This is a genomic window from Streptomyces sp. NPDC079141 (genome assembly GCF_040686775.1).
GTDB lineage: Bacteria > Actinomycetota > Actinomycetes > Streptomycetales > Streptomycetaceae > Streptomyces.
The window spans coordinates 1-16,281 of the sequence record NZ_JBFBLP010000007.1; the positions used below are offsets into that span (position 1 = coordinate 1).

Annotated in this window: 16 protein-coding genes and 1 tRNA gene; 1 reads left to right on the top strand and 16 read right to left on the bottom strand. The window is 71.1% G+C overall.

The window, feature by feature from the left end:
• The 10 genes from AB0Q90_RS20350 to AB0Q90_RS20395 form a co-directional block, all read right to left on the bottom strand.
• The coding region (locus AB0Q90_RS20350; protein WP_363160079.1) for an aromatic ring-hydroxylating dioxygenase subunit alpha at nt 1-590 on the bottom strand (590 nt) is incomplete at its 3' end.
• Between the two features lie 38 nt (nt 591-628).
• Entirely contained in the window at nt 629-1,792 is a 1,164-nt protein-coding gene (locus AB0Q90_RS20355; RefSeq protein WP_363160078.1) for an FAD-dependent oxidoreductase, read from the bottom strand.
• Complete coding sequence (locus tag AB0Q90_RS20360; protein WP_363160077.1) at nt 1,789-2,151, bottom strand: bifunctional 3-phenylpropionate/cinnamic acid dioxygenase ferredoxin subunit; 363 nt, start codon at nt 2,149-2,151, stop codon at nt 1,789-1,791. Before AB0Q90_RS20360 ends, AB0Q90_RS20355 begins: the two co-directional genes overlap by 4 nt.
• A 195-nt stretch (nt 2,152-2,346) precedes the next feature.
• A complete protein-coding gene (locus AB0Q90_RS20365) occupies nt 2,347-2,976 on the bottom strand; it encodes an MBL fold metallo-hydrolase (protein ID WP_363160076.1) in 630 nt (209 codons plus the stop codon).
• Complete coding sequence (locus AB0Q90_RS20370; RefSeq protein WP_363160075.1) at nt 2,976-4,061, bottom strand: S-(hydroxymethyl)mycothiol dehydrogenase; 1,086 nt, start codon at nt 4,059-4,061, stop codon at nt 2,976-2,978. Before AB0Q90_RS20370 ends, AB0Q90_RS20365 begins: the two co-directional genes overlap by 1 nt.
• 225 nt (nt 4,062-4,286) lie before the next feature.
• Entirely contained in the window at nt 4,287-6,020 is a 1,734-nt protein-coding gene (locus AB0Q90_RS20375) for a BCCT family transporter (RefSeq protein WP_363160074.1), read from the bottom strand.
• Between the two features lie 40 nt (nt 6,021-6,060).
• Nucleotides 6,061-8,403 carry an FdhF/YdeP family oxidoreductase gene (locus tag AB0Q90_RS20380; RefSeq protein WP_363160073.1) on the bottom strand — a complete coding sequence of 781 codons (2,343 nt, stop codon included), beginning with the start codon at nt 8,401-8,403 and terminating at the stop codon, nt 6,061-6,063.
• Between the two features lie 197 nt (nt 8,404-8,600).
• A tRNA-Pro gene (locus AB0Q90_RS20385) sits at nt 8,601-8,674 on the bottom strand.
• A gap of 115 nt (nt 8,675-8,789) precedes the next feature.
• Complete coding sequence (locus tag AB0Q90_RS20390) at nt 8,790-10,163, bottom strand: MFS transporter (protein ID WP_363160090.1); 1,374 nt, start codon at nt 10,161-10,163, stop codon at nt 8,790-8,792.
• A 61-nt stretch (nt 10,164-10,224) separates the two neighbouring features.
• Nucleotides 10,225-10,584 carry an MmcQ/YjbR family DNA-binding protein gene (locus tag AB0Q90_RS20395; protein ID WP_363160072.1) on the bottom strand — a complete coding sequence of 120 codons (360 nt, stop codon included), beginning with the start codon at nt 10,582-10,584 and terminating at the stop codon, nt 10,225-10,227.
• A gap of 106 nt (nt 10,585-10,690) precedes the next feature.
• Here AB0Q90_RS20395 and AB0Q90_RS20400 point away from each other — a divergent pair, with 106 nt between their 5' ends.
• Nucleotides 10,691-11,068 (top strand): hypothetical protein, encoded by a 378-nt coding sequence (locus tag AB0Q90_RS20400; protein ID WP_363160071.1) that lies wholly within the window; start codon nt 10,691-10,693, stop codon nt 11,066-11,068.
• Here the strand turns inward: AB0Q90_RS20400 and AB0Q90_RS20405 are convergent.
• The 6 genes from AB0Q90_RS20405 to AB0Q90_RS20430 form a co-directional block, all read right to left on the bottom strand.
• On the bottom strand, nt 11,055-11,579 hold the full coding sequence (locus AB0Q90_RS20405) for a GNAT family N-acetyltransferase (RefSeq protein WP_363160070.1): 525 nt from the start codon (nt 11,577-11,579) through the stop codon (nt 11,055-11,057). The two genes, AB0Q90_RS20400 and AB0Q90_RS20405, sit on opposite strands and share 14 nt — an antisense overlap.
• Nucleotides 11,576-12,160 (bottom strand): XRE family transcriptional regulator, encoded by a 585-nt coding sequence (locus tag AB0Q90_RS20410; RefSeq protein ID WP_363160069.1) that lies wholly within the window; start codon nt 12,158-12,160, stop codon nt 11,576-11,578. The genes AB0Q90_RS20405 and AB0Q90_RS20410 overlap by 4 nt, the downstream gene beginning before the upstream one ends.
• Nucleotides 12,161-12,302: 142 nt before the next feature.
• Entirely contained in the window at nt 12,303-13,220 is a 918-nt protein-coding gene (locus AB0Q90_RS20415; protein ID WP_363160068.1) for a LysR family transcriptional regulator, read from the bottom strand.
• A gap of 18 nt (nt 13,221-13,238) precedes the next feature.
• Nucleotides 13,239-14,438 carry a glycine C-acetyltransferase gene (locus tag AB0Q90_RS20420; protein ID WP_363160067.1) on the bottom strand — a complete coding sequence of 400 codons (1,200 nt, stop codon included), beginning with the start codon at nt 14,436-14,438 and terminating at the stop codon, nt 13,239-13,241.
• A 19-nt stretch (nt 14,439-14,457) separates the two neighbouring features.
• The gene (gene tdh, locus AB0Q90_RS20425; RefSeq protein WP_363160066.1) at nt 14,458-15,486 is read right to left on the bottom strand and encodes an L-threonine 3-dehydrogenase; all 1,029 of its coding nucleotides are present in this window, start codon (nt 15,484-15,486) and stop codon (nt 14,458-14,460) included.
• Nucleotides 15,487-15,655: 169 nt separating this feature from the next.
• Nucleotides 15,656-16,225: a GAF domain-containing protein gene (locus tag AB0Q90_RS20430; RefSeq protein ID WP_363160065.1), complete on the bottom strand. Its 570-nt coding sequence runs from the start codon at nt 16,223-16,225 to the stop codon at nt 15,656-15,658.
• Between the last annotated feature and the right edge of the window lie 56 nt (nt 16,226-16,281).

The following is a 16,281-nucleotide window of genomic DNA, read 5'->3' on the forward strand; positions in this document are numbered from 1 at the left end:
AGCTTCCAGTTCGCCTTCACGTCGTAGGTGATACGGCGGCCCAGCTTGAGGTCCTCGATGCCGTAGCGCTCGATCGACTCGACGTCGCCGAGGCGGGCGACGACCTCCCCGATGACGTCCTCCTCGAAGGAGGGCGGGTTCTCCGCCAGGCACACCCAGACATAGCCGAGCCACTCCCGCACGGCCACGCTCACCAGGCCGTACTCGGTGCGCCCGACGTCGGGCATCTTGGTGAGATTGGGCGCCGCGACGAGCTTGCCGTTCAGGTCGTAGGTCCAGGCGTGGTACGGGCACTGGAAGGCCCGCTTGACCTCGCCGGACTCCTCGGTGCACAGCTTGGCCCCGCGATGCCGGCACACGTTGAAGTACGCACGGATCGAGTGGTCGCGCGCCCGGGTGACGAGGATGCTCTCGCGGCCGACGTCGACGGTGCGGAAGGCACCGGGCTTCGCCAGCTCGGAGGCGCGCGCGACGCAGAACCACATCGCCTCGAATATGCGCTCCTGCTCCTGGGCGAAGATCCCCGGGTCCGTGTAGGAGGAGCCGGGGAGGGTGGCGATCAGACTGTCCGGCAGGCTGGTCGAGGTCACGGTGCACTCCTCGGGAAACGTCGTGGAGGGGTCAGGTGTCAAGATGCGGTGGCGGCGAGTTGCTTGCGCCAGCGCATGAACAGCCGCGGCTGGTTCATCCCGAGCACGGCGACCGGGTTCCCGGCCCGCCGGTAGACGGCCAGGACGTCGCGGTCGTCCGCGGCGCCCGCCTCGACGGTCACACTGTCCGCGCCGGACGCGTGACCGACGAACTGGATCTTCACGCCGTACTGGTCGGACCAGAAGTACGGCGGCCGGGGCACACCCGGTTCCACCGCGCCCTGCGCCAGCAGGGTGGCGACGGCGGCGTCGGGCCGCTCGCGCGCACCGGTCCAGTGCTCGACGCGACGATGGACGCCCGCGCGCGGGTCGTACCAGTTGGCGCAGTCGCCGACCGCGACCACGCCGGCCAGGCTGGTGCGGCCGTCCGCGCCGCACTTGACGCCGTTGTCGAGCGCGATGCCGGAGCCTTCCAGCCACTCGACGCACGGACTTGCGCCCACACCGACCACGACGACGTCGGCGGGGATGCTGCGGCCGTCCTCCAGCAGAACGGCGGCCACGCGCGTCTCCCCGCTCAGCCCCTTGACGCCCACACCGCACACCAGCCGTACGCCGTGGTCGGCGTGGAGGGCGGAGACGAGGGCGCCCATGGTCTCGCCGAGCGGCCCTGCGAGCGGTGTCGGGGCCGCCTCGACGACGGTCACATCGAGCCCGAGGGCGTACGCGGTGGAGGCGACCTCGGCTCCGATGAAGCCGCCGCCGATCACCACCAGCCGTCCGCCGCGGGCCAGTTCGTCGCGCAGGGCACGGGCGTCGTCCAGGGTGCGCAGGGTGTGCACTCCGGCGAGCCCGGCGGACCCGGGCAGGGTGCGTGCCGCGGCGCCGGTCGCGAGGACGAAGCCGTCGGCGCGCACCTCACGTCCGTCGGCGAGCCGGACGACACGGCCGGCGTGGTCGAGTCCGACGGCACGGGTGCCGAGCAGCCACTCCGCCCCCAGGTCCTCGTCGTCGGTCTCCAGGGCGAGTTCGGCCTCGCCGAGGGTGCCGGCCAGGAACTCCTTGGACAACGGGGGCCTGTCGTACGGGCGGTGGAGCTCGTCGCCGATGACGACCAGTCGCCCGTCGTAGCCCTGCTTGCGCAGTGAGCGCGCCGCCGACAGGCCGGCCAGGGAGGCGCCGACCACGGCGACGGTCCTCACGCGGGCCCTCCGGCGAGCCGGGCCGAGATGCAGGGCGGCAGGTTGGGCGCCGCCGTGGACAGCCGGACGTAGATCATGCCGTCCTCGACCACGACCTCGTGCGTCCGCACCGGGAGCTTGGCCGGCGGGGCGTCGACCGCACCGGTCCTCAGGTCGAACTTCGAGGCGTGCAGCGGGCATTCGACCTCGCAGCCCTCCAGCCAGCCGTCAGCGAGCGAGGCGTCCTGGTGGGTGCAGGTGTCGTCAATGGCGAAGAGTTCGCCGTCGTCGGTGTGGAACACCGAGACCGGCGGATCGATGTCGAGCCGGTGGGCCTCGCCTCGCGGGAGATCCGCGAGACGGCACGCGGGAATCATCATGACACCTCGGTGCGTATAACGAAACGGATTGCGGTAAGCGCAACGTCAGTCTGGGGGCCGCCCAGAAGCGTTGTCAAGGCGTCAAAAGACCTCGTTCGGACAGGCCTGCCGCCCGGCCCCCGGGCAGCCCGAAGCGCCCGAACCACCTGCACGAACAGGCGGAACGGGCGCCACACGTCATCCCCTCGGGGAGAGTCAGAAGCCGCGGTCGATCCACTCCTGGAGGTGCGGCGCCTCGGCCGCGACCGTCGTCGTCCCGCCGTGCCCGGTGTGCACGACGGTCTCCCCCGGCAGCGTCAGCAGCCGGTCCCGGATCGACTCGACGATGGTCGGGAAGTGGCTGTACGACCTTCCTGTCGCCCCCGGCCCACCGGCGAACAGCGTGTCCCCGCTGAAGAGCGCGGTCAGGGCCGGCGCGTACAGGCAGACCGCTCCGGGGGCATGGCCGGGGGTGTGCAGCACGGTCAGCTCGATGCCGGCCACGACGAGGCCCTGGCCGTCGGCGAGTTCGGCGTCGGGCGCCCTGTCGGGGTGGGTCTGCTTCCACAGCGGCAGGTCGTCCGGATGCAGGAGCACCGGGGCGCCCGTGCGGGCGGCGAGTTCGGGCGCGGCGTCGATGTGGTCGTTGTGGGCGTGCGTGCAGACGATGGCGCGCAGGGTGCGCCCGCCGACGGCCCGGGCGATCGCCTCGGCGTCATGCGCGGCGTCGATGACGATCGCCTCGGTGTCGTCGCCGACGATCCACACGTTGTTGTCGACGTCCCACGTACCGCCGTCCAGCGAGAACGTGCCCGAGGTGACGAGGTGCTCGATGCGGGCGGCCATCAGAGCACCACCACCGAGCGCAGCACGTCGCCGTGGTGCATCCGCTCGAAGGCCTTCTCCACCTCGTCCAGTGCGATGGTCTCGGTGACGAAGGCGTCCAGGTCCAGCCGCCCCTGCAGATAGAGGTCGATGAGCATCGGGAAGTCACGCGAGGGCAGGCAGTCGCCGTACCAGGAGGACTTCAGTGCGCCGCCGCGCCCGAACACGTCCAGCAGCGGCAGCTCCAGCTTCATCTCCGGGGTCGGCACGCCCACCAGGACGACCGTGCCGGCGAGGTCGCGGGCGTAGAAGGCCTGCTGGTACGTCTCCGGGCGGCCGACCGCCTCGATGACGACATCGGCGCCGAAGCCGCCGGTCAGCTCACGGATCGCCTCGACCGCGTCGGCGTCCTTGGAGTTGACGGTGTGAGTGGCGCCCAGCTTCTGCGCGGTCGCCAGCTTGCGGTCGTCGATGTCGACCGCGATGACCTTCGCGGCGCCCGCCAGATTCGCCCCCGTGATCGCCGCGGCGCCGACACCGCCGCAGCCGATGACGGCGACCGAGTCGCCCCGGCCGACGTTCCCGGTGTTGATGGCGGCGCCGATGCCGGCCATCACGCCGCAGCCCAGCAGTCCGGCGGCGGCCGCGGACGCCGTCCGGTCGACCTTCGTGCACTGTCCGGCCGCGACCAGCGTCTTCTCCGCGAACGCGCCGATGCCCAGGGCCGGCGACAGCTCGGTGCCGTCGAGCAGGGTCATCTTCTGCTTCGCGTTGTGCGTGTTGAAGCAGTACCAGGGCCGTCCGCGCCGACAGGCCCGGCACTGGCCGCACACGGCACGCCAGTTGAGGATGACGAAGTCACCGGGGGCGACATCGGTGACCCCCTCCCCCACCGACTCCACGACACCCGCGGCCTCGTGGCCCAGCAGGAACGGGAAGTCGTCGTTGATGCCGCCCTCGCGATAGTGCAGATCGGTGTGGCAGACCCCGCAGGCCTCGATCTTCACCAGCGCCTCACCCGGACCCGGGTCCGGCACGATGATCGTTTCCAGGCTGACGGGGGCGCCCTTGCCCCGCGCGACGACAGCACGGACCTGGTGCGTCATGGCCACTCCTCGGCTGATCGAGACTTGAATCAGATGTTGCTTATTACGGCACGCATCTCATCTATCGCAACACAGCATCGTGGAGCGCCGACCGGAGGTCAAGGCGTCGACGGAGGTTGCTTCCCTCAGGGGGACGGCATCGCGGCGCAACAGCGCGAACGCCCGACGGGGCCGTGACCACACCTGTCGGTGCCACGGCCCCGCCGGGCGCGGGTCCCGCCGATTTCAGCGGGCGGAGGAGGATACGGACTGCGTGGACTCCGTGCCGTCGTTGGACACGGCCGGGCCGATGCGGAGTTCGAAGTCGCCGTCGTACTTCTCGTGACCGGCGATGACGGCCGTCTCGATGGCTTCCTTGCACTCCCGACCGCGGATGATCAGCGGATCACTGCGCAGATCGCGGGTGAGCGCGACACACAGGCCGACCATCACCACGGTGAAGGGGGCCGCGGCGAGAATCGTGAGGTTCTGCAGCCCGGTGAGCGCGTCGCCCTTGCCGTCGCCGATGAGCAGCATGACGGCGGCGACCGCCCCGGTCAGCACACCCCAGAACACCACGACGGTTCGGGTCGGTTCCAGGGATCCGCGCTGCGAGAGCGTCCCCATCACGATCGAGGCGGCGTCGGCGCCGGAGACGAAGAAGATCCCGACGAGGATCATCACCACCACGCTCGTCACCGTGGCGATCGGGTACTGCTGGAGCACGTCGAAGAGCTGTCCCTGGGGTGTCGTGGCGTCGCCCAGGCGCCCTTCGTCCTGCAGGTGCATCGCCGAGCCGCCGAAGATCGCGAACCACAGCAGACTGACCGTGCTGGGCACCAGGATGACCCCGCCCACGAACTGCCGGATGGTCCGGCCACGACTGATGCGCGCGATGAACATGCCGACGAACGGCGTCCAGGAGATCCACCAGGCCCAGTAGAAGACCGTCCATCCGGCCAGCCAGTCGGCGACTCCCTCACCGCTTGAGGCCTCGGTGCGTCCCGCCATCTGCGCCAGGTCGCCCAGGTAGGCACCGATGGAGGTGGGCAGCAGGTCGAGGACGAGGACGGCCGGCCCCGCGACGAACACGAAGAGCGCCAGGGCGAGCGCCAACACCATGTTGATATTGGACAGCCACTGGATGCCCTTGGCGATACCGGACACCGCGGAGGCGACGAACGCCATGGTCAGCACCGCTATCACCACGACCAGCAAGCCGGTGCCGACGGATCCCATCCAGCCCAGTTCGGTGATGCCGCTGCGGATCTGCAGGGCGCCGAGCCCCAGGGAGGCCGCCGAACCGAAGAGGGTGGCGAAGATGGCGAGGATGTCGATGACCCGGCCGCCCCAGCCGTTCGCCCGGCCCTCGCCGATCAGTGGGGTGAACACGGCACTGATCAGCTGCCGGCGTCCACGCCGGAAGGTGCTGTAGGCGATGGCCAGGCCCACCACCGCGTACATCGCCCATGGATGGAGGGTCCAGTGAAAGAGGGTGGTGGCCATGGCGGTCTCCATGGCCTGGGGAGCATCGGCCGGGTCGGTGCCCGGTGGTGGCGTGGTGAAGTGTGACAGTGGTTCGCTCACGCCGTAGAACATCAGGCCGATACCCATGCCCGCGCTGAACATCATGGCGATCCACGAGACGGTGCGGAACTCGGGCTGCTCGCCCTCCCGGCCCAGCGTGATCCGACCGTAGCGGCTCATCGACAGCCAGAGGGCGAAGACGACGAAGCCCGAGGCGGCGAGGATGAACGCCCAGCCGCCGTTGCGGATGGTCCCGTCCAGCAGCTTCCCGGACATGCTCTCCAGCGTGTCGGTGGCCGTGGCCCCCCACACCACGAAGGCCAGGGTGAGGAGCGCGGCGACGCCGAAGACGACCGGGTCGGTCCGGGGGCCGACGGATGCCGCCGGACCTCCTGGCAGATCCGCCCCGGCGGGACGACTTCGGCTCCCGTTCCGTTCGCGGGTCTTGTTCATCAGCTCGTCCTTTCCGCAGACGGCAGGGGAGGTGGAGGGGTCAGCACCGAGACGTCCCGGCGGTCGGTGGCGCACTGGACTGCGCGTCCGCAGCGACCGGCTCCAGCCGTACGACGACGGACTTGGACGTCGGGGTGTTGCTGACGGCTGCCGTGGAGTCCAGCGGTACCAGGACATTGGTCTCGGGGAAGTAGGCGGCGCAGCAGCCCCGGGGGGTCGAGTACGGCACCACCCGGAAGGCATACGCCCTGCGCTCCACCCCGTCCTCGTACTCGCTGACGATGTCGACGAGGTCGCCGTCGGCCAGACCGCGGGCGGCGAGGTCGTCCTGGTGCACGAAGAGCACCCTGCGCCCCTGGTGGATCCCGCGATAGCGGTCGTCAAGGCCGTAGACGGTGGTGTTGTACTGGTCGTGCGAACGCAGCGTCTGCAGCAGCAGACGGCCTTCCGGCGCGCGCGGGAACTCCAGTGGGTTCACGCTGAAGTTGGCCAGGCCGGTGGCCGTCGTGAACCGTCGTTCGTCACGGGGCGGGTGGGGCAGGGCGAAACCGCCCGGCTGCCGTACCCGGGTGTTGAAGTCCTCGAAGCCGGGGATCACCCGTTCGATGCGGTCACGGATGCGGCCGTAGTCCGCCTCGAACTCCTCCCACGGCACCTGCGCGTCCGCGTCCGCGAGGGTGGCCCGTGCCATCCGGCAGATGATCGCGGTCTCGCTCAGCAGGTGCTCGGAGGCGGGGGCGAGCCGTCCCTGCGAGAGGTGCACCATGCCCATGGAGTCCTCGACCGTCACCTGCTGCGGTCCGCTCGGCCGCAGGTCGGCCTCGGTGCGTCCGAGGCACGGGAGGATGAGCGCCTGCTGCCCGGCGATGACGTGCGAGCGATTGAGCTTGGTCGAGATCTGGACGGTCAGGCGGCAGTTGCGCAACGCCCGCTCGGTCAGCTCGGTGTCCGGGGCCGCGGCGACGAAGTTGCCGCCCAGCGCCACAAAGACCCGGACCTCGCCGTCGCGCATGGCGCGGATCGTCTCCACGGCGTCATGACCGTGGTGCCGCGGGGGCGTGAACGCGAACTCGGCGCCGAGCGCGTCGAGGAACGCGTCGTCCGGCTTCTCGTAGATGCCCATCGTCCGGTCGCCCTGCACGTTGGAGTGGCCGCGCACCGGGCAGAGGCCGGCGCCCGGACGGCCGATGTTGCCACGCAGCAGAAGGAAGTTGACGACGTCGCGGATGGTGGGCACGGAGTGCCGGTGCTGGGTGAGTCCCATCGCCCAGCACACGACAATCTTCCCGGCGGCCAGTACCTGGCGGAACGCGGCCCTGATCTCCTCCTCGGGCAGACCGGTCGCCTCCAGGATCTCGTCCCACGACGCCTTGCGGGCATGCTCGGCGAACTCCTGGAAGCCATGGGTGTACCGGTCGATGAAGGACGTGTCCAGGCAGGTGCCGGGGGCCTCGTCCTCCGCCTCCAGCAGCATGCGGTTGAAGGCCTGGAACAACGCCTGGTCCCCGCCCAGCCTGATCTGGAGGAACCGGTCGGCAAGCCGGGTGCCGCCGCCGATGATGCCGGAGGGCCGCTGGGGGTTCTTGAACCGGAGCAACCCGGCCTCGGGCAGCGGGTTGACGGCGATGATGCGAGCGCCTCGCTGCTTGGCCTCCTCCAGCGCGGAGAGCATGCGGGGGTGGTTGGTGCCCGGGTTCTGGCCCACGACGAGGATGAGGTCGGCCTCGTAGAGGTCGTCGAGGCTGACGCTGCCCTTGCCGATGCCGATGGTCTCCGTGAGGGCCGAACCGCTCGACTCGTGACACATGTTGGAGCAGTCCGGCAGGTTGTTGGTGCCGAAGCCCCGGGCGAGGAGCTGATAGGCGAACGCGGCCTCGTTGCTGGCCCGTCCGGAGGTGTAGAAGGCGGCCTGATCCGGGTTGTCGAGCGCGGCGAGTTCACGGGCGACCACGGCGAACGCATCGTCCCAGGAGATCGGCCGGTAGCGGTCGCTGCCCGCCGGGCGGTACATGGGGTGGGTGAGGCGCCCCTGCTGTCCGAGCCAGTAGTCGCTGCGAGGGAGCAGGTCCTCCAGGGTGTGCTCGGCGAAGAAGTCCGGGGTGACCCGGCGGAGGGTGGCTTCCTCGGCCACCGCCTTGGCCCCGTTCTCGCAGAACTCCGCCCGGTGCCGGTGCTCCGGCTCCGGCCAGGCGCACCCGGGGCAGTCGAAGCCCTCCTTCTGGTTGACCTGGAGGAGGGTGAGCAGGCTGCGGCGGGTCCCCATCTGCTCGCCGGCGTGCCGCAGCGACGAGGTGACCGCGGGGATGCCGGCGGCGTACTCCTTCGGGGGGCCGACCCGCAGGCGGGCGTCGCCGGGATCTTCAGCAGGTGCCTTGCGAGTCATGTGAAGCGCTACTCCGAGGTGTAGGGGAATCACAGCGGGCTGAGTTGCCTATTGCGCAACCGTATCTCTATACGCAACGCATCCAAGGAAGCCCAACGCACGACCTCCTGTCAAGGCCGCTGCTCTGTCGGATTCGAATCGGGCGTATACGAAAAAGGGCCCTCACAGGTGGTTACCTGTGAGGACCCTTCGCACCGTCGGGACGACAGGATTTGAACCTGCGACCCCTTGACCCCCAGTCAAGTGCGCTACCAAGCTGCGCCACGTCCCGGTGCCGTCTGACCTGGGCTTTCCCCTGGCCGAACGAACACGGAAACAATACCGCACTCGGGTCCGTGGTCGCGCACCGGTTTGTTCGGCGCCGACGGTCCGATGCCGTTCGGCGCTCAGTCCTGGCGCGCCCCGCCGACGTCGGCCGTACCGCTCGGACGCGCCCGCTCCTCTCCCTCGGCCGGCTTCGATCCCGTCGCCGGTGCGTCGGCGCGCTCCAGGTTGCGTATCGCCCCCACCGAGAGCAGCGTGCCGGCGACGACCAGGCTCATCACGCCGGCGACGACGAGCACGTGCCCGGCGCCGAAGGCCGAGGCGGCCGGGCCGGACAGGGCCTGGCCGACGGGCATCATGGCGAGGGAGCCGGCCACCTCGTAGGCGTGGATGCGATTCAGGACGTCCGGTGGGACCTGCGTCTGCACGCTGGTCGCCCACATCACGCTCCAGAACGCCATGCCGGCGCCGGCGACGGCGGCCCCGGCCGCCATCGCCGGTACGTCGAGGCCGAGCCCGACGGTCACCGGGAACCCGACGAAGGCGAAGAGGCCGCTCGCACCGGCGCGCAGCATACGGCGGGGGCGCAGCCGGAGGGCGAGGAGGCCACCGACGACCGTGCCGGCGCCGAGGGCGGAGTTGATCAGGCCGTAGGCGCCGGGGCCGTGCTCCCGGACCACCTCGGCCGCCACCAGCGGGAGGGTCGGTCCCCACACGGCGAGCATGTAGAGGCACCAGACGGCAATGACGCCCCACATCCAGGTGCGCGACCTGAACTCCCGCCAGCCCTCGACCAGATCGGCCCGGAAGGTGCTCGCCCCGCGGGGCTTCGCTGCGCTGCCGGGGGTGAGCGGGGGCAGGCGGAGCAGCAGGAGGCACAGGGCGCTGACCGCGTACGTGGCCGCGTGGGCCGCGAACACGCCGGCCGGTTCGGCAAGGCCGACCAGGAGGCCGGCGAAGGCGGGGCCCGCGAGCTGGGCGGCGGACTCGGCGATGCGTATGGCGCCGTTGGCGCCCTGGACGTCGGAGGCGAGCCGGGGGGTCGTACTGGCGACGCCGGGCTGGAACAGGGCTCCCGCGACGCCGTTGACGAAGCCGATCGCGCAGATCTCCCACAGGACGACGTGACCGCTGAAGAACAGGGCGGCGGCCAGCGCCTGGGTGCCCAGCCGCACCAGGTCGGCGCCGATCATCAGCCTGCGGGTGTTGAACCGGTCGGCGAAGACCCCGCCGAACACGACGAACCCGGCGAAGGCGGCGGCCGTCGCGGCCATGGCGAGGCCGACCGCGCCCGCGCCGTGGCCGTGCTGGAGCAGCCCTGCGGCGAGGGCCACCGGCAGCATGGTGTCGCCGAGCCGGGCGACGGCACGGGCGACGAAGAACAGCGCGAAGTCGCGTGACCAGACGGACTGCCCCTTCGGCGACTGCTTCAACGGCCCCCCTGCCCGCCCGGCTTCCGCACACCTGCGTCCTACGGCAGCCGGGATCCCCTCCATCCCAGCCGCCACGTTCGTCTCCGGATCATGCCACTCGGCACTGACAACGCCCGAGGGGTTTTCACTCGGCGGCCGGAAGCCCCAACTCCGGGTAGGAGTCGAGGAGTCGGGTGGGCGCCGCCTGCCGCCAGGAGTCGGCGAGGATGTCCCTCAGCTCCCCCTCGTCCTCCAGCGCGCCGAGGCGGACCCGAACCCACGCGAACTGCGCTTCGTGCTCGGCGATCCAGAACTTCCCCGGCTCGGCCAGCACCAGCTCGTCGCGCTCCTCCTTGGGGCAGCGCACCGCGATGGAGCTCTCGTCCTCGGGCAGCGTCGCGAACATCTTCCCCGCGACCCGGAACGTGGGCATGCTCCAGGCGATCTTCTCCGACGTGTCCGGCAGGGACAGGGCAATACGGCGTACGTCTTCGGCATCCTGCATGGCACGCACCGTAGCCGCTCCCACTGACAGTCACCGTTCGAGCCGTCCCGCCTCTCGGACCTGCGGTCACGGCCGAACCGACCGCCCGCCCTGGGATCATGAACGCATGTCCCGTCTGCGCGTCCCTCCGCGCCCGTTGAGCACCGCCGAGCGGGCCCTCCTTGAACACGTCCTGTCGGCCGACTTCGCCGGGGCGGCGGAGCTGCGCGGCCAGCTGGACCGGACGGAGGTCGTGGCCTCCTGGGCGCCGGGGTCCGTGAGCGTCGATCTGCGGGTTCGCGAGCCTGTGCCGCATGCGGCGATGCCCTCCGCGCTGGTGCCCGTCGACGCCCACGTCCAGGACGCCTCCGGCGAGTACGTCGGTGAACTGCTGGTGTGGACCGACGGCGGTGCCACCCTGGCAGCCCTGGAGTTCGCCTGGGTCACCGCCGAGCCGCCGCGCTCGCTGCCCGGCGTCGGCCAGGTGCGGGTCAGCCCGCGCTGACCAGCCGCTTGTAGTAGAGCGTCGTCCCCCGCAGCACCCCGCCCGGGTCCGCCGCGTAGTCGGGGATCACACCGACCCGGGTCCAGCCGGCACTGCCGTAGAGGTGCTCGGCGGGGCTGTCGGTCTCGGTGTCCAGGTGGAGGAGGGTGATCCGCGCGGCCCTGGCCGCCTCCTCGGCGGTGGTCAGGAGCGTCCGGCCGAGGCCGCGTCCGCGGGCGTCCCGGTGGACCATCAGCTTGACCAGTTCGGCGCGGTGGCCGCTGTTGGGCTTGTCGGGGAAGGCCAGGCTGACGGTGCCGACCAGCCGGTCGCCGTCGAGCGCCGCCCAGACGGCCAGCTGCCCGGCCGCCGCCGCTGTGGCACGCTCCTTCCACCATGCGGCGGCCTCGGCGAGGTCGAGCGGGGCGAGGAATCCGACCGACGCTCCCCCGTCCACGGTGTCGACCAGCAGCCCGGCCAACTCCTCGACCCGGTCCAGGAGTTGTTCCGTGTCCAGACGGGTGACGATCACGGCAGCACCACCGCCAGGACATAGCGCGCCTCCCGGCTCCCGGCGCAGCGGAACCGGGTCGGCCCCCACACCCGCATCCGCAGACAGTCGCCCGTGTCCAGGTGGTGCTCGGTCTTCCCGTCCGTCACGTCGAGTTCCCCTTCCAGGATCCAGAGGTGCTGTTCGAGGCCGGGGACCGGCGGGCGGTCGTAGGCGATGTCGGCGCCAGGGGCGAGGCGGCCCTCGACGAGTTCGCCGCGCAGCCCGGCGTGCGGCGGGGACACCGAACGCCGTACGAAACCGGAGGCCCGGTCCTCCCACACCTGCTGGTCGGCGGCCCGCACCACGCGCGCGGGTTCCGCCTCGACCTCGCTGAGCAGCTGGGACATGGTCCGTCCGTAGACCGCGCACAGGCGGTTCAGCAGCGAGGCGGTGGGGCTGGTCTCCGCGCGTTCGGCCCGGGACAGGGTGGACTTGCTGATCCCGCTGCGCTCGGCCAGCTCACCCAGCGACCAGCCGCGTTCGGTGCGCAGCTCGGCCAGCCGGGCGCCGAGCAGGGCGTCGACGGGATCGGGCCCGGCCTGAGTCTCCTGCTGTTTCATATCCGGGACGATATCCCAGATGCGCAACGATCATTCCCGGCCGCCGAAGCCCGCCAGCGTCCGCTCCAGCGCCGGCATGGCCCGCATCACACGCTTCGAGCGGATCCCCCTGGGCACTGCTTTCGGCCCGCGGCCGGCTCCCCTACCCTTCGGCGGACTCGCCGAGAGCGGCCGCGCGCAGGGCGTCCAGCACCGGGCGGATCAGCGGGTGCTCCTCGGCCCCGCGGCGTACGGCCGCGAAGACCCGGCGGGTGGGTGCCACCCCGTCGACCGGACGGACGACCACGCCGGTCAGATCCATGCCGCGCAGCGCCGAGCGGGGCACGAGCGCGACGCCCACGTCCGCCGAGGCCAGCGCCACGACCGCGCGGAAGTCGTCCGAGGAGTGTTCGAGACGGGGCTGGAAACCGGCGCTCTCGCAGGCCAGGACGACCACGTCGTGGCAGGGGTTGCCCGGGTACGGGCCGATCCACGCGTCCTTGGCCAGCTCCGCCAGCGGCACCTCGTCGGCGTCGGCGAGCCGGTGGCTGACCGGGACGACCGCGTCGAAGGGCTCGGCGTACAGCGGGACGTGCGCCAGCCGCGGGTCGTCGGCGGGCGGGGCCCCGCGGTACTCGACGGCGACGGCGACATCGACCTGCCTGTCCAGGACCATTGGCAGGCTGGCGTCGCCCTCGGCGTCCTGGACGCGGATCCGGATGCCGGGCGCCGACTCGGCGAGGCGGGCCACGGCCGGGGCGACGACCTGGGCGATGCCGGTCGCGAAGGAGGCCACGGTGACCGTACCGGCCGCGCCCGAGCTGTACGCGGCGAGCTCGGCCTCGGCCCGCTCCAGCTGGGCCAGGACCGCATTGGTGTGGCTGAGCAGGATCTCGCCGGCCGGGGTGAGCCGTACGCCCTTGGCGCCGCGCTCGACCAGGCGGTGGCCGGTCTCCTGCTCCAGCGCGGTCAGCTGCTGCGAGACCGCCGAGGGCGTGAGATACAGCGCGGCGGCAGCCGCCGTCACCGTGCGGTGGTCGGCCACCGCACGGAGGATGTGGAGCCGCCGCGCCTCGATCATGGGATCGATTCTCTCAGGTCAGGCGGCCAGCTCCGCGCGGGCGGCCACGAAGGCGTCCACGGCCCGGTTCACGTCCTCGGTGGAGTGCGCGGCGGACAGCTGCACCCGAATACGGGCCTGGCCCTGCGGCACGACGGGGTACGAGAAGCCGATCACGTACACGCCGCGCTCCAGCAGCAGCTCCGCCATGCGGCCCGCCTGCGCCGCGTCGCCGATCATCACCGGTGCGATGGCGTGGCTGCCGGGGAGGATGTCGAAGCCTTCCTCGGTCATCCGGCGCCGGAACAGGGCCGTGTTCTCGTTGAGGCGGACACGCAGGTCGTCCGCCGACTCCAGCAGGTCGAGCACCTTCAGCGAGGCCGCGGCGATCACGGGCGCCAGGGTGTTCGAGAAGAGGTACGGCCGCGAGCGCTGGCGCAGCAGGGCGACGATCTCGGCGCGGGCGGCGACATAGCCGCCGGAGGCGCCGCCGAGGGCCTTGCCGAGGGTGCCGGTGATGATGTCGACGCGGTCCATGACGCCGTGCAGCTCGGGGGTGCCGCGCCCGCCGGGGCCGACGAAGCCGACGGCGTGCGAGTCGTCGACCATGACCATGGCGTCGTAGCGGTCGGCGAGGTCGCAGATCTCGGCGAGGGGCGCCAGGTAGCCGTCCATGGAGAAGACGCCGTCGGTGACGATCAGTCGGCGGCGCGCGCCCCCTTCGATGGACTCCTTCAACTGCCGTTCCAGGTCGGCGAGATCGCGGTTGGCGTAGCGGAAGCGGCGGGCCTTGGACAGCCGGATGCCGTCGATGATCGAGGCGTGGTTGAGGGCGTCGGAGATGACCGCGTCCTCGGGGCCGAGGAGGGTCTCGAAGACGCCGCCGTTGGCGTCGAAGCAGGAGGAGTACAGGATCGTGTCCTCCTGGCCGAGGAACGCCGACAGCCGCGCCTCCAGCTCCTTGTGCACCTCCTGCGTGCCGCAGATGAAGCGCACGGAGGCCATGCCGTAGCCCCATCGGTCGAGGGCGTCGTGGGCGGCGGCGATCACCTCGGGGTGGTCGGCCAGGCCGAGGTAGTTGTTGGCGCAGAAGTTGAGGACCTCACCAGGGCGGCCGCCCGCGGTGACGTTCACGGTCGCGGACTGCGGGGTGCCGATCACGCGCTCGGGCTTGTGCAGGCCCGCGGCGCGGATCTCGTCGAGGGTGGCGCGCAGGTCGTCGCGCACGGAGTCGAACATCGAAACAGCTCCTAAAGGGTTACGCAGTCCAGTCCAGAATGACCTTGCCGCCCTTGCCGCTGGCAGCGTCGGCGAAGGCCGCCTCGAAGTCGCGGTAGCCGTAGCGGCCGGTGATCACGGGGGCGAGGTCGAGGCCGCCCTCCAGCAGCACCGACATCGCGTACCAGGTCTCGAACATCTCGCGGCCGTAGATGCCCTTGATCGTGATCATGGAGGTGACGATCCGGGCCCAGTCGACCGGGAACTCCTGGGCGGGCAGGCCGAGCATGGCGATCCGGCCGCCGTGGGTCATGTTGGCGATCATGTCGCGCATGGCCACGGAGTTGCCCGACATCTCCAGGCCGATGTCGAAGCCCTCGCGCAGGCCGAGGGAGCGCTGTCCGTCGGCGATCGTGGACTGCGCCACGTTCAGGGCGAGGCTGACGCCGATCTTGCGGGCCAGCTCCAGGCGCTCCTCGCTCACATCGGTGATCACGACGTTGCGGGCGCCCGCGTGCTTGGCCACCGCGGCGGCCATCAGACCGATCGGTCCGGCGCCCGTGATGAGCACGTCCTCGCCGACCAGCGGGAAGGACAGCGCGGTGTGCACGGCGTTGCCGAACGGGTCGAAGATCGCCGCGACGTCGAGGTCCACGGGGACGCGGTGCACCCAGACGTTCGACGCGGGCAGGGCGACGTACTCGGCGAAGGCGCCGTCGCGGCCGACCCCGAGTCCGACCGTGGCCCGGCACAGATGGCGGCGGCCCGCCAGGCAGTTGCGGCACTTGCCGCACACCAGGTGGCCCTCGCCGCTGACCCGGTCGCCGATGCCGATGTCGGAGACGTTCCGGCCGGTCTCGACGACCTCGCCGACGAACTCGTGTCCGAGGACCAGCGGGGTACGGATGGTCTGCTGCGCCCAGCCGTCCCAGGACCGGATGTGCAGGTCGGTGCCGCAGATGCCGGTGCGCAGCACCTTGATGAGTACGTCGTCGGCTCCGACGGCGGGCTCGGGGACGTCCATGAGCCAGAGCCCGGGCTCCGCCTTCTGCTTGACCAGCGCCTTCAACGCTACGGCTCCTGTGGGTGCGACCCCGGACGCGGGCATGCCGAAGGAGCCCGTACCGGGGAAAGAGGTGGTGTCGACTGGCAATCTGCCGCACCGCCGCACCCCTGGTCCATCGAGGTTTTCTTAACCGCGGCCGAAGCTCCGCTTCACGCCCGCCCCTCGAAGCACCTCACAAAGCATCGCTCTCCCGCCGCTCCAGCCGTACGACGAGCTCGGCGGCCGTCGACTTGATCGACTCAAGGCCGGCCTTCCCCCACGACCTCGGCTCGATGTCGACCACGCACACCGTGCCGAGCACCATGCCGGTGCTGTCGACGAGCGGTGCGCCCAGATAGGAACGGAACCCGAACTCGTCCACGACGGGATTGCCCGCGAAGCGCGGGTAGTCGAGGACGTCCTCCAGGACCAGTGCCTTGCGCCGCACCACCACATGCGGGCAGAAGCCGTGGTCGCGCGGGAGTTGCCGGCCGACCTCCGGGCTGGTGCCGTCCCCCTTGCGGTACGGCCCGGTTGCCGGACGGCGCAGCCCCGCGAAGAACTGCCCGTGCTCGTCGATGAAGTTGACCATGGCGTACGGCGCCCCGGTGGCCTCGGCGAGGCAGTCGGCGAAGGCGTCGAGGGCGGGGTCCGTCCGGTCCCCGAGTCCCAGCCTGCGCAGTCGGCGCGCGCGGGCGGGGGCTTCCTTGTCCTCCGGGGTGAGCAGCAGACGACCGGCCGGGCGGGGCGGGTCGTAGCTCATCGGCACGCTCCGTCGGTGTGGACGTAAGGCATAGGCAGGCTCCGTGGGGTGTGCGT

Bases quoted from the DNA above. Each gene is read 5' to 3' on its own strand.
- AB0Q90_RS20430 (WP_363160065.1), bottom strand. From the start codon at position 16,225: ATGAGCTACGACCCGCCCCGCCCGGCCGGTCGTCTGCTGCTCACCCCG.
- AB0Q90_RS20360 (WP_363160077.1), bottom strand. From the start codon at position 2,151: ATGATGATTCCCGCGTGCCGTCTCGCGGATCTCCCGCGAGGCGAGGCC.
- AB0Q90_RS20390 (WP_363160090.1), bottom strand. From the start codon at position 10,163: ATGGAGGGGATCCCGGCTGCCGTAGGACGCAGGTGTGCGGAAGCCGGG.
- AB0Q90_RS20370 (WP_363160075.1), bottom strand. From the start codon at position 4,061: ATGACGCACCAGGTCCGTGCTGTCGTCGCGCGGGGCAAGGGCGCCCCC.
- AB0Q90_RS20380 (WP_363160073.1), bottom strand. From the start codon at position 8,403: ATGACTCGCAAGGCACCTGCTGAAGATCCCGGCGACGCCCGCCTGCGG.
- AB0Q90_RS20420 (WP_363160067.1), bottom strand. From the start codon at position 14,438: ATGTTCGACTCCGTGCGCGACGACCTGCGCGCCACCCTCGACGAGATC.
- AB0Q90_RS20395 (WP_363160072.1), bottom strand. From the start codon at position 10,584: ATGCAGGATGCCGAAGACGTACGCCGTATTGCCCTGTCCCTGCCGGAC.
- AB0Q90_RS20410 (WP_363160069.1), bottom strand. From the start codon at position 12,160: ATGAAACAGCAGGAGACTCAGGCCGGGCCCGATCCCGTCGACGCCCTG.
- AB0Q90_RS20365 (WP_363160076.1), bottom strand. From the start codon at position 2,976: ATGGCCGCCCGCATCGAGCACCTCGTCACCTCGGGCACGTTCTCGCTG.
- AB0Q90_RS20400 (WP_363160071.1), top strand. From the start codon at position 10,691: ATGTCCCGTCTGCGCGTCCCTCCGCGCCCGTTGAGCACCGCCGAGCGG.
- AB0Q90_RS20415 (WP_363160068.1), bottom strand. From the start codon at position 13,220: ATGATCGAGGCGCGGCGGCTCCACATCCTCCGTGCGGTGGCCGACCAC.
- AB0Q90_RS20375 (WP_363160074.1), bottom strand. From the start codon at position 6,020: ATGAACAAGACCCGCGAACGGAACGGGAGCCGAAGTCGTCCCGCCGGG.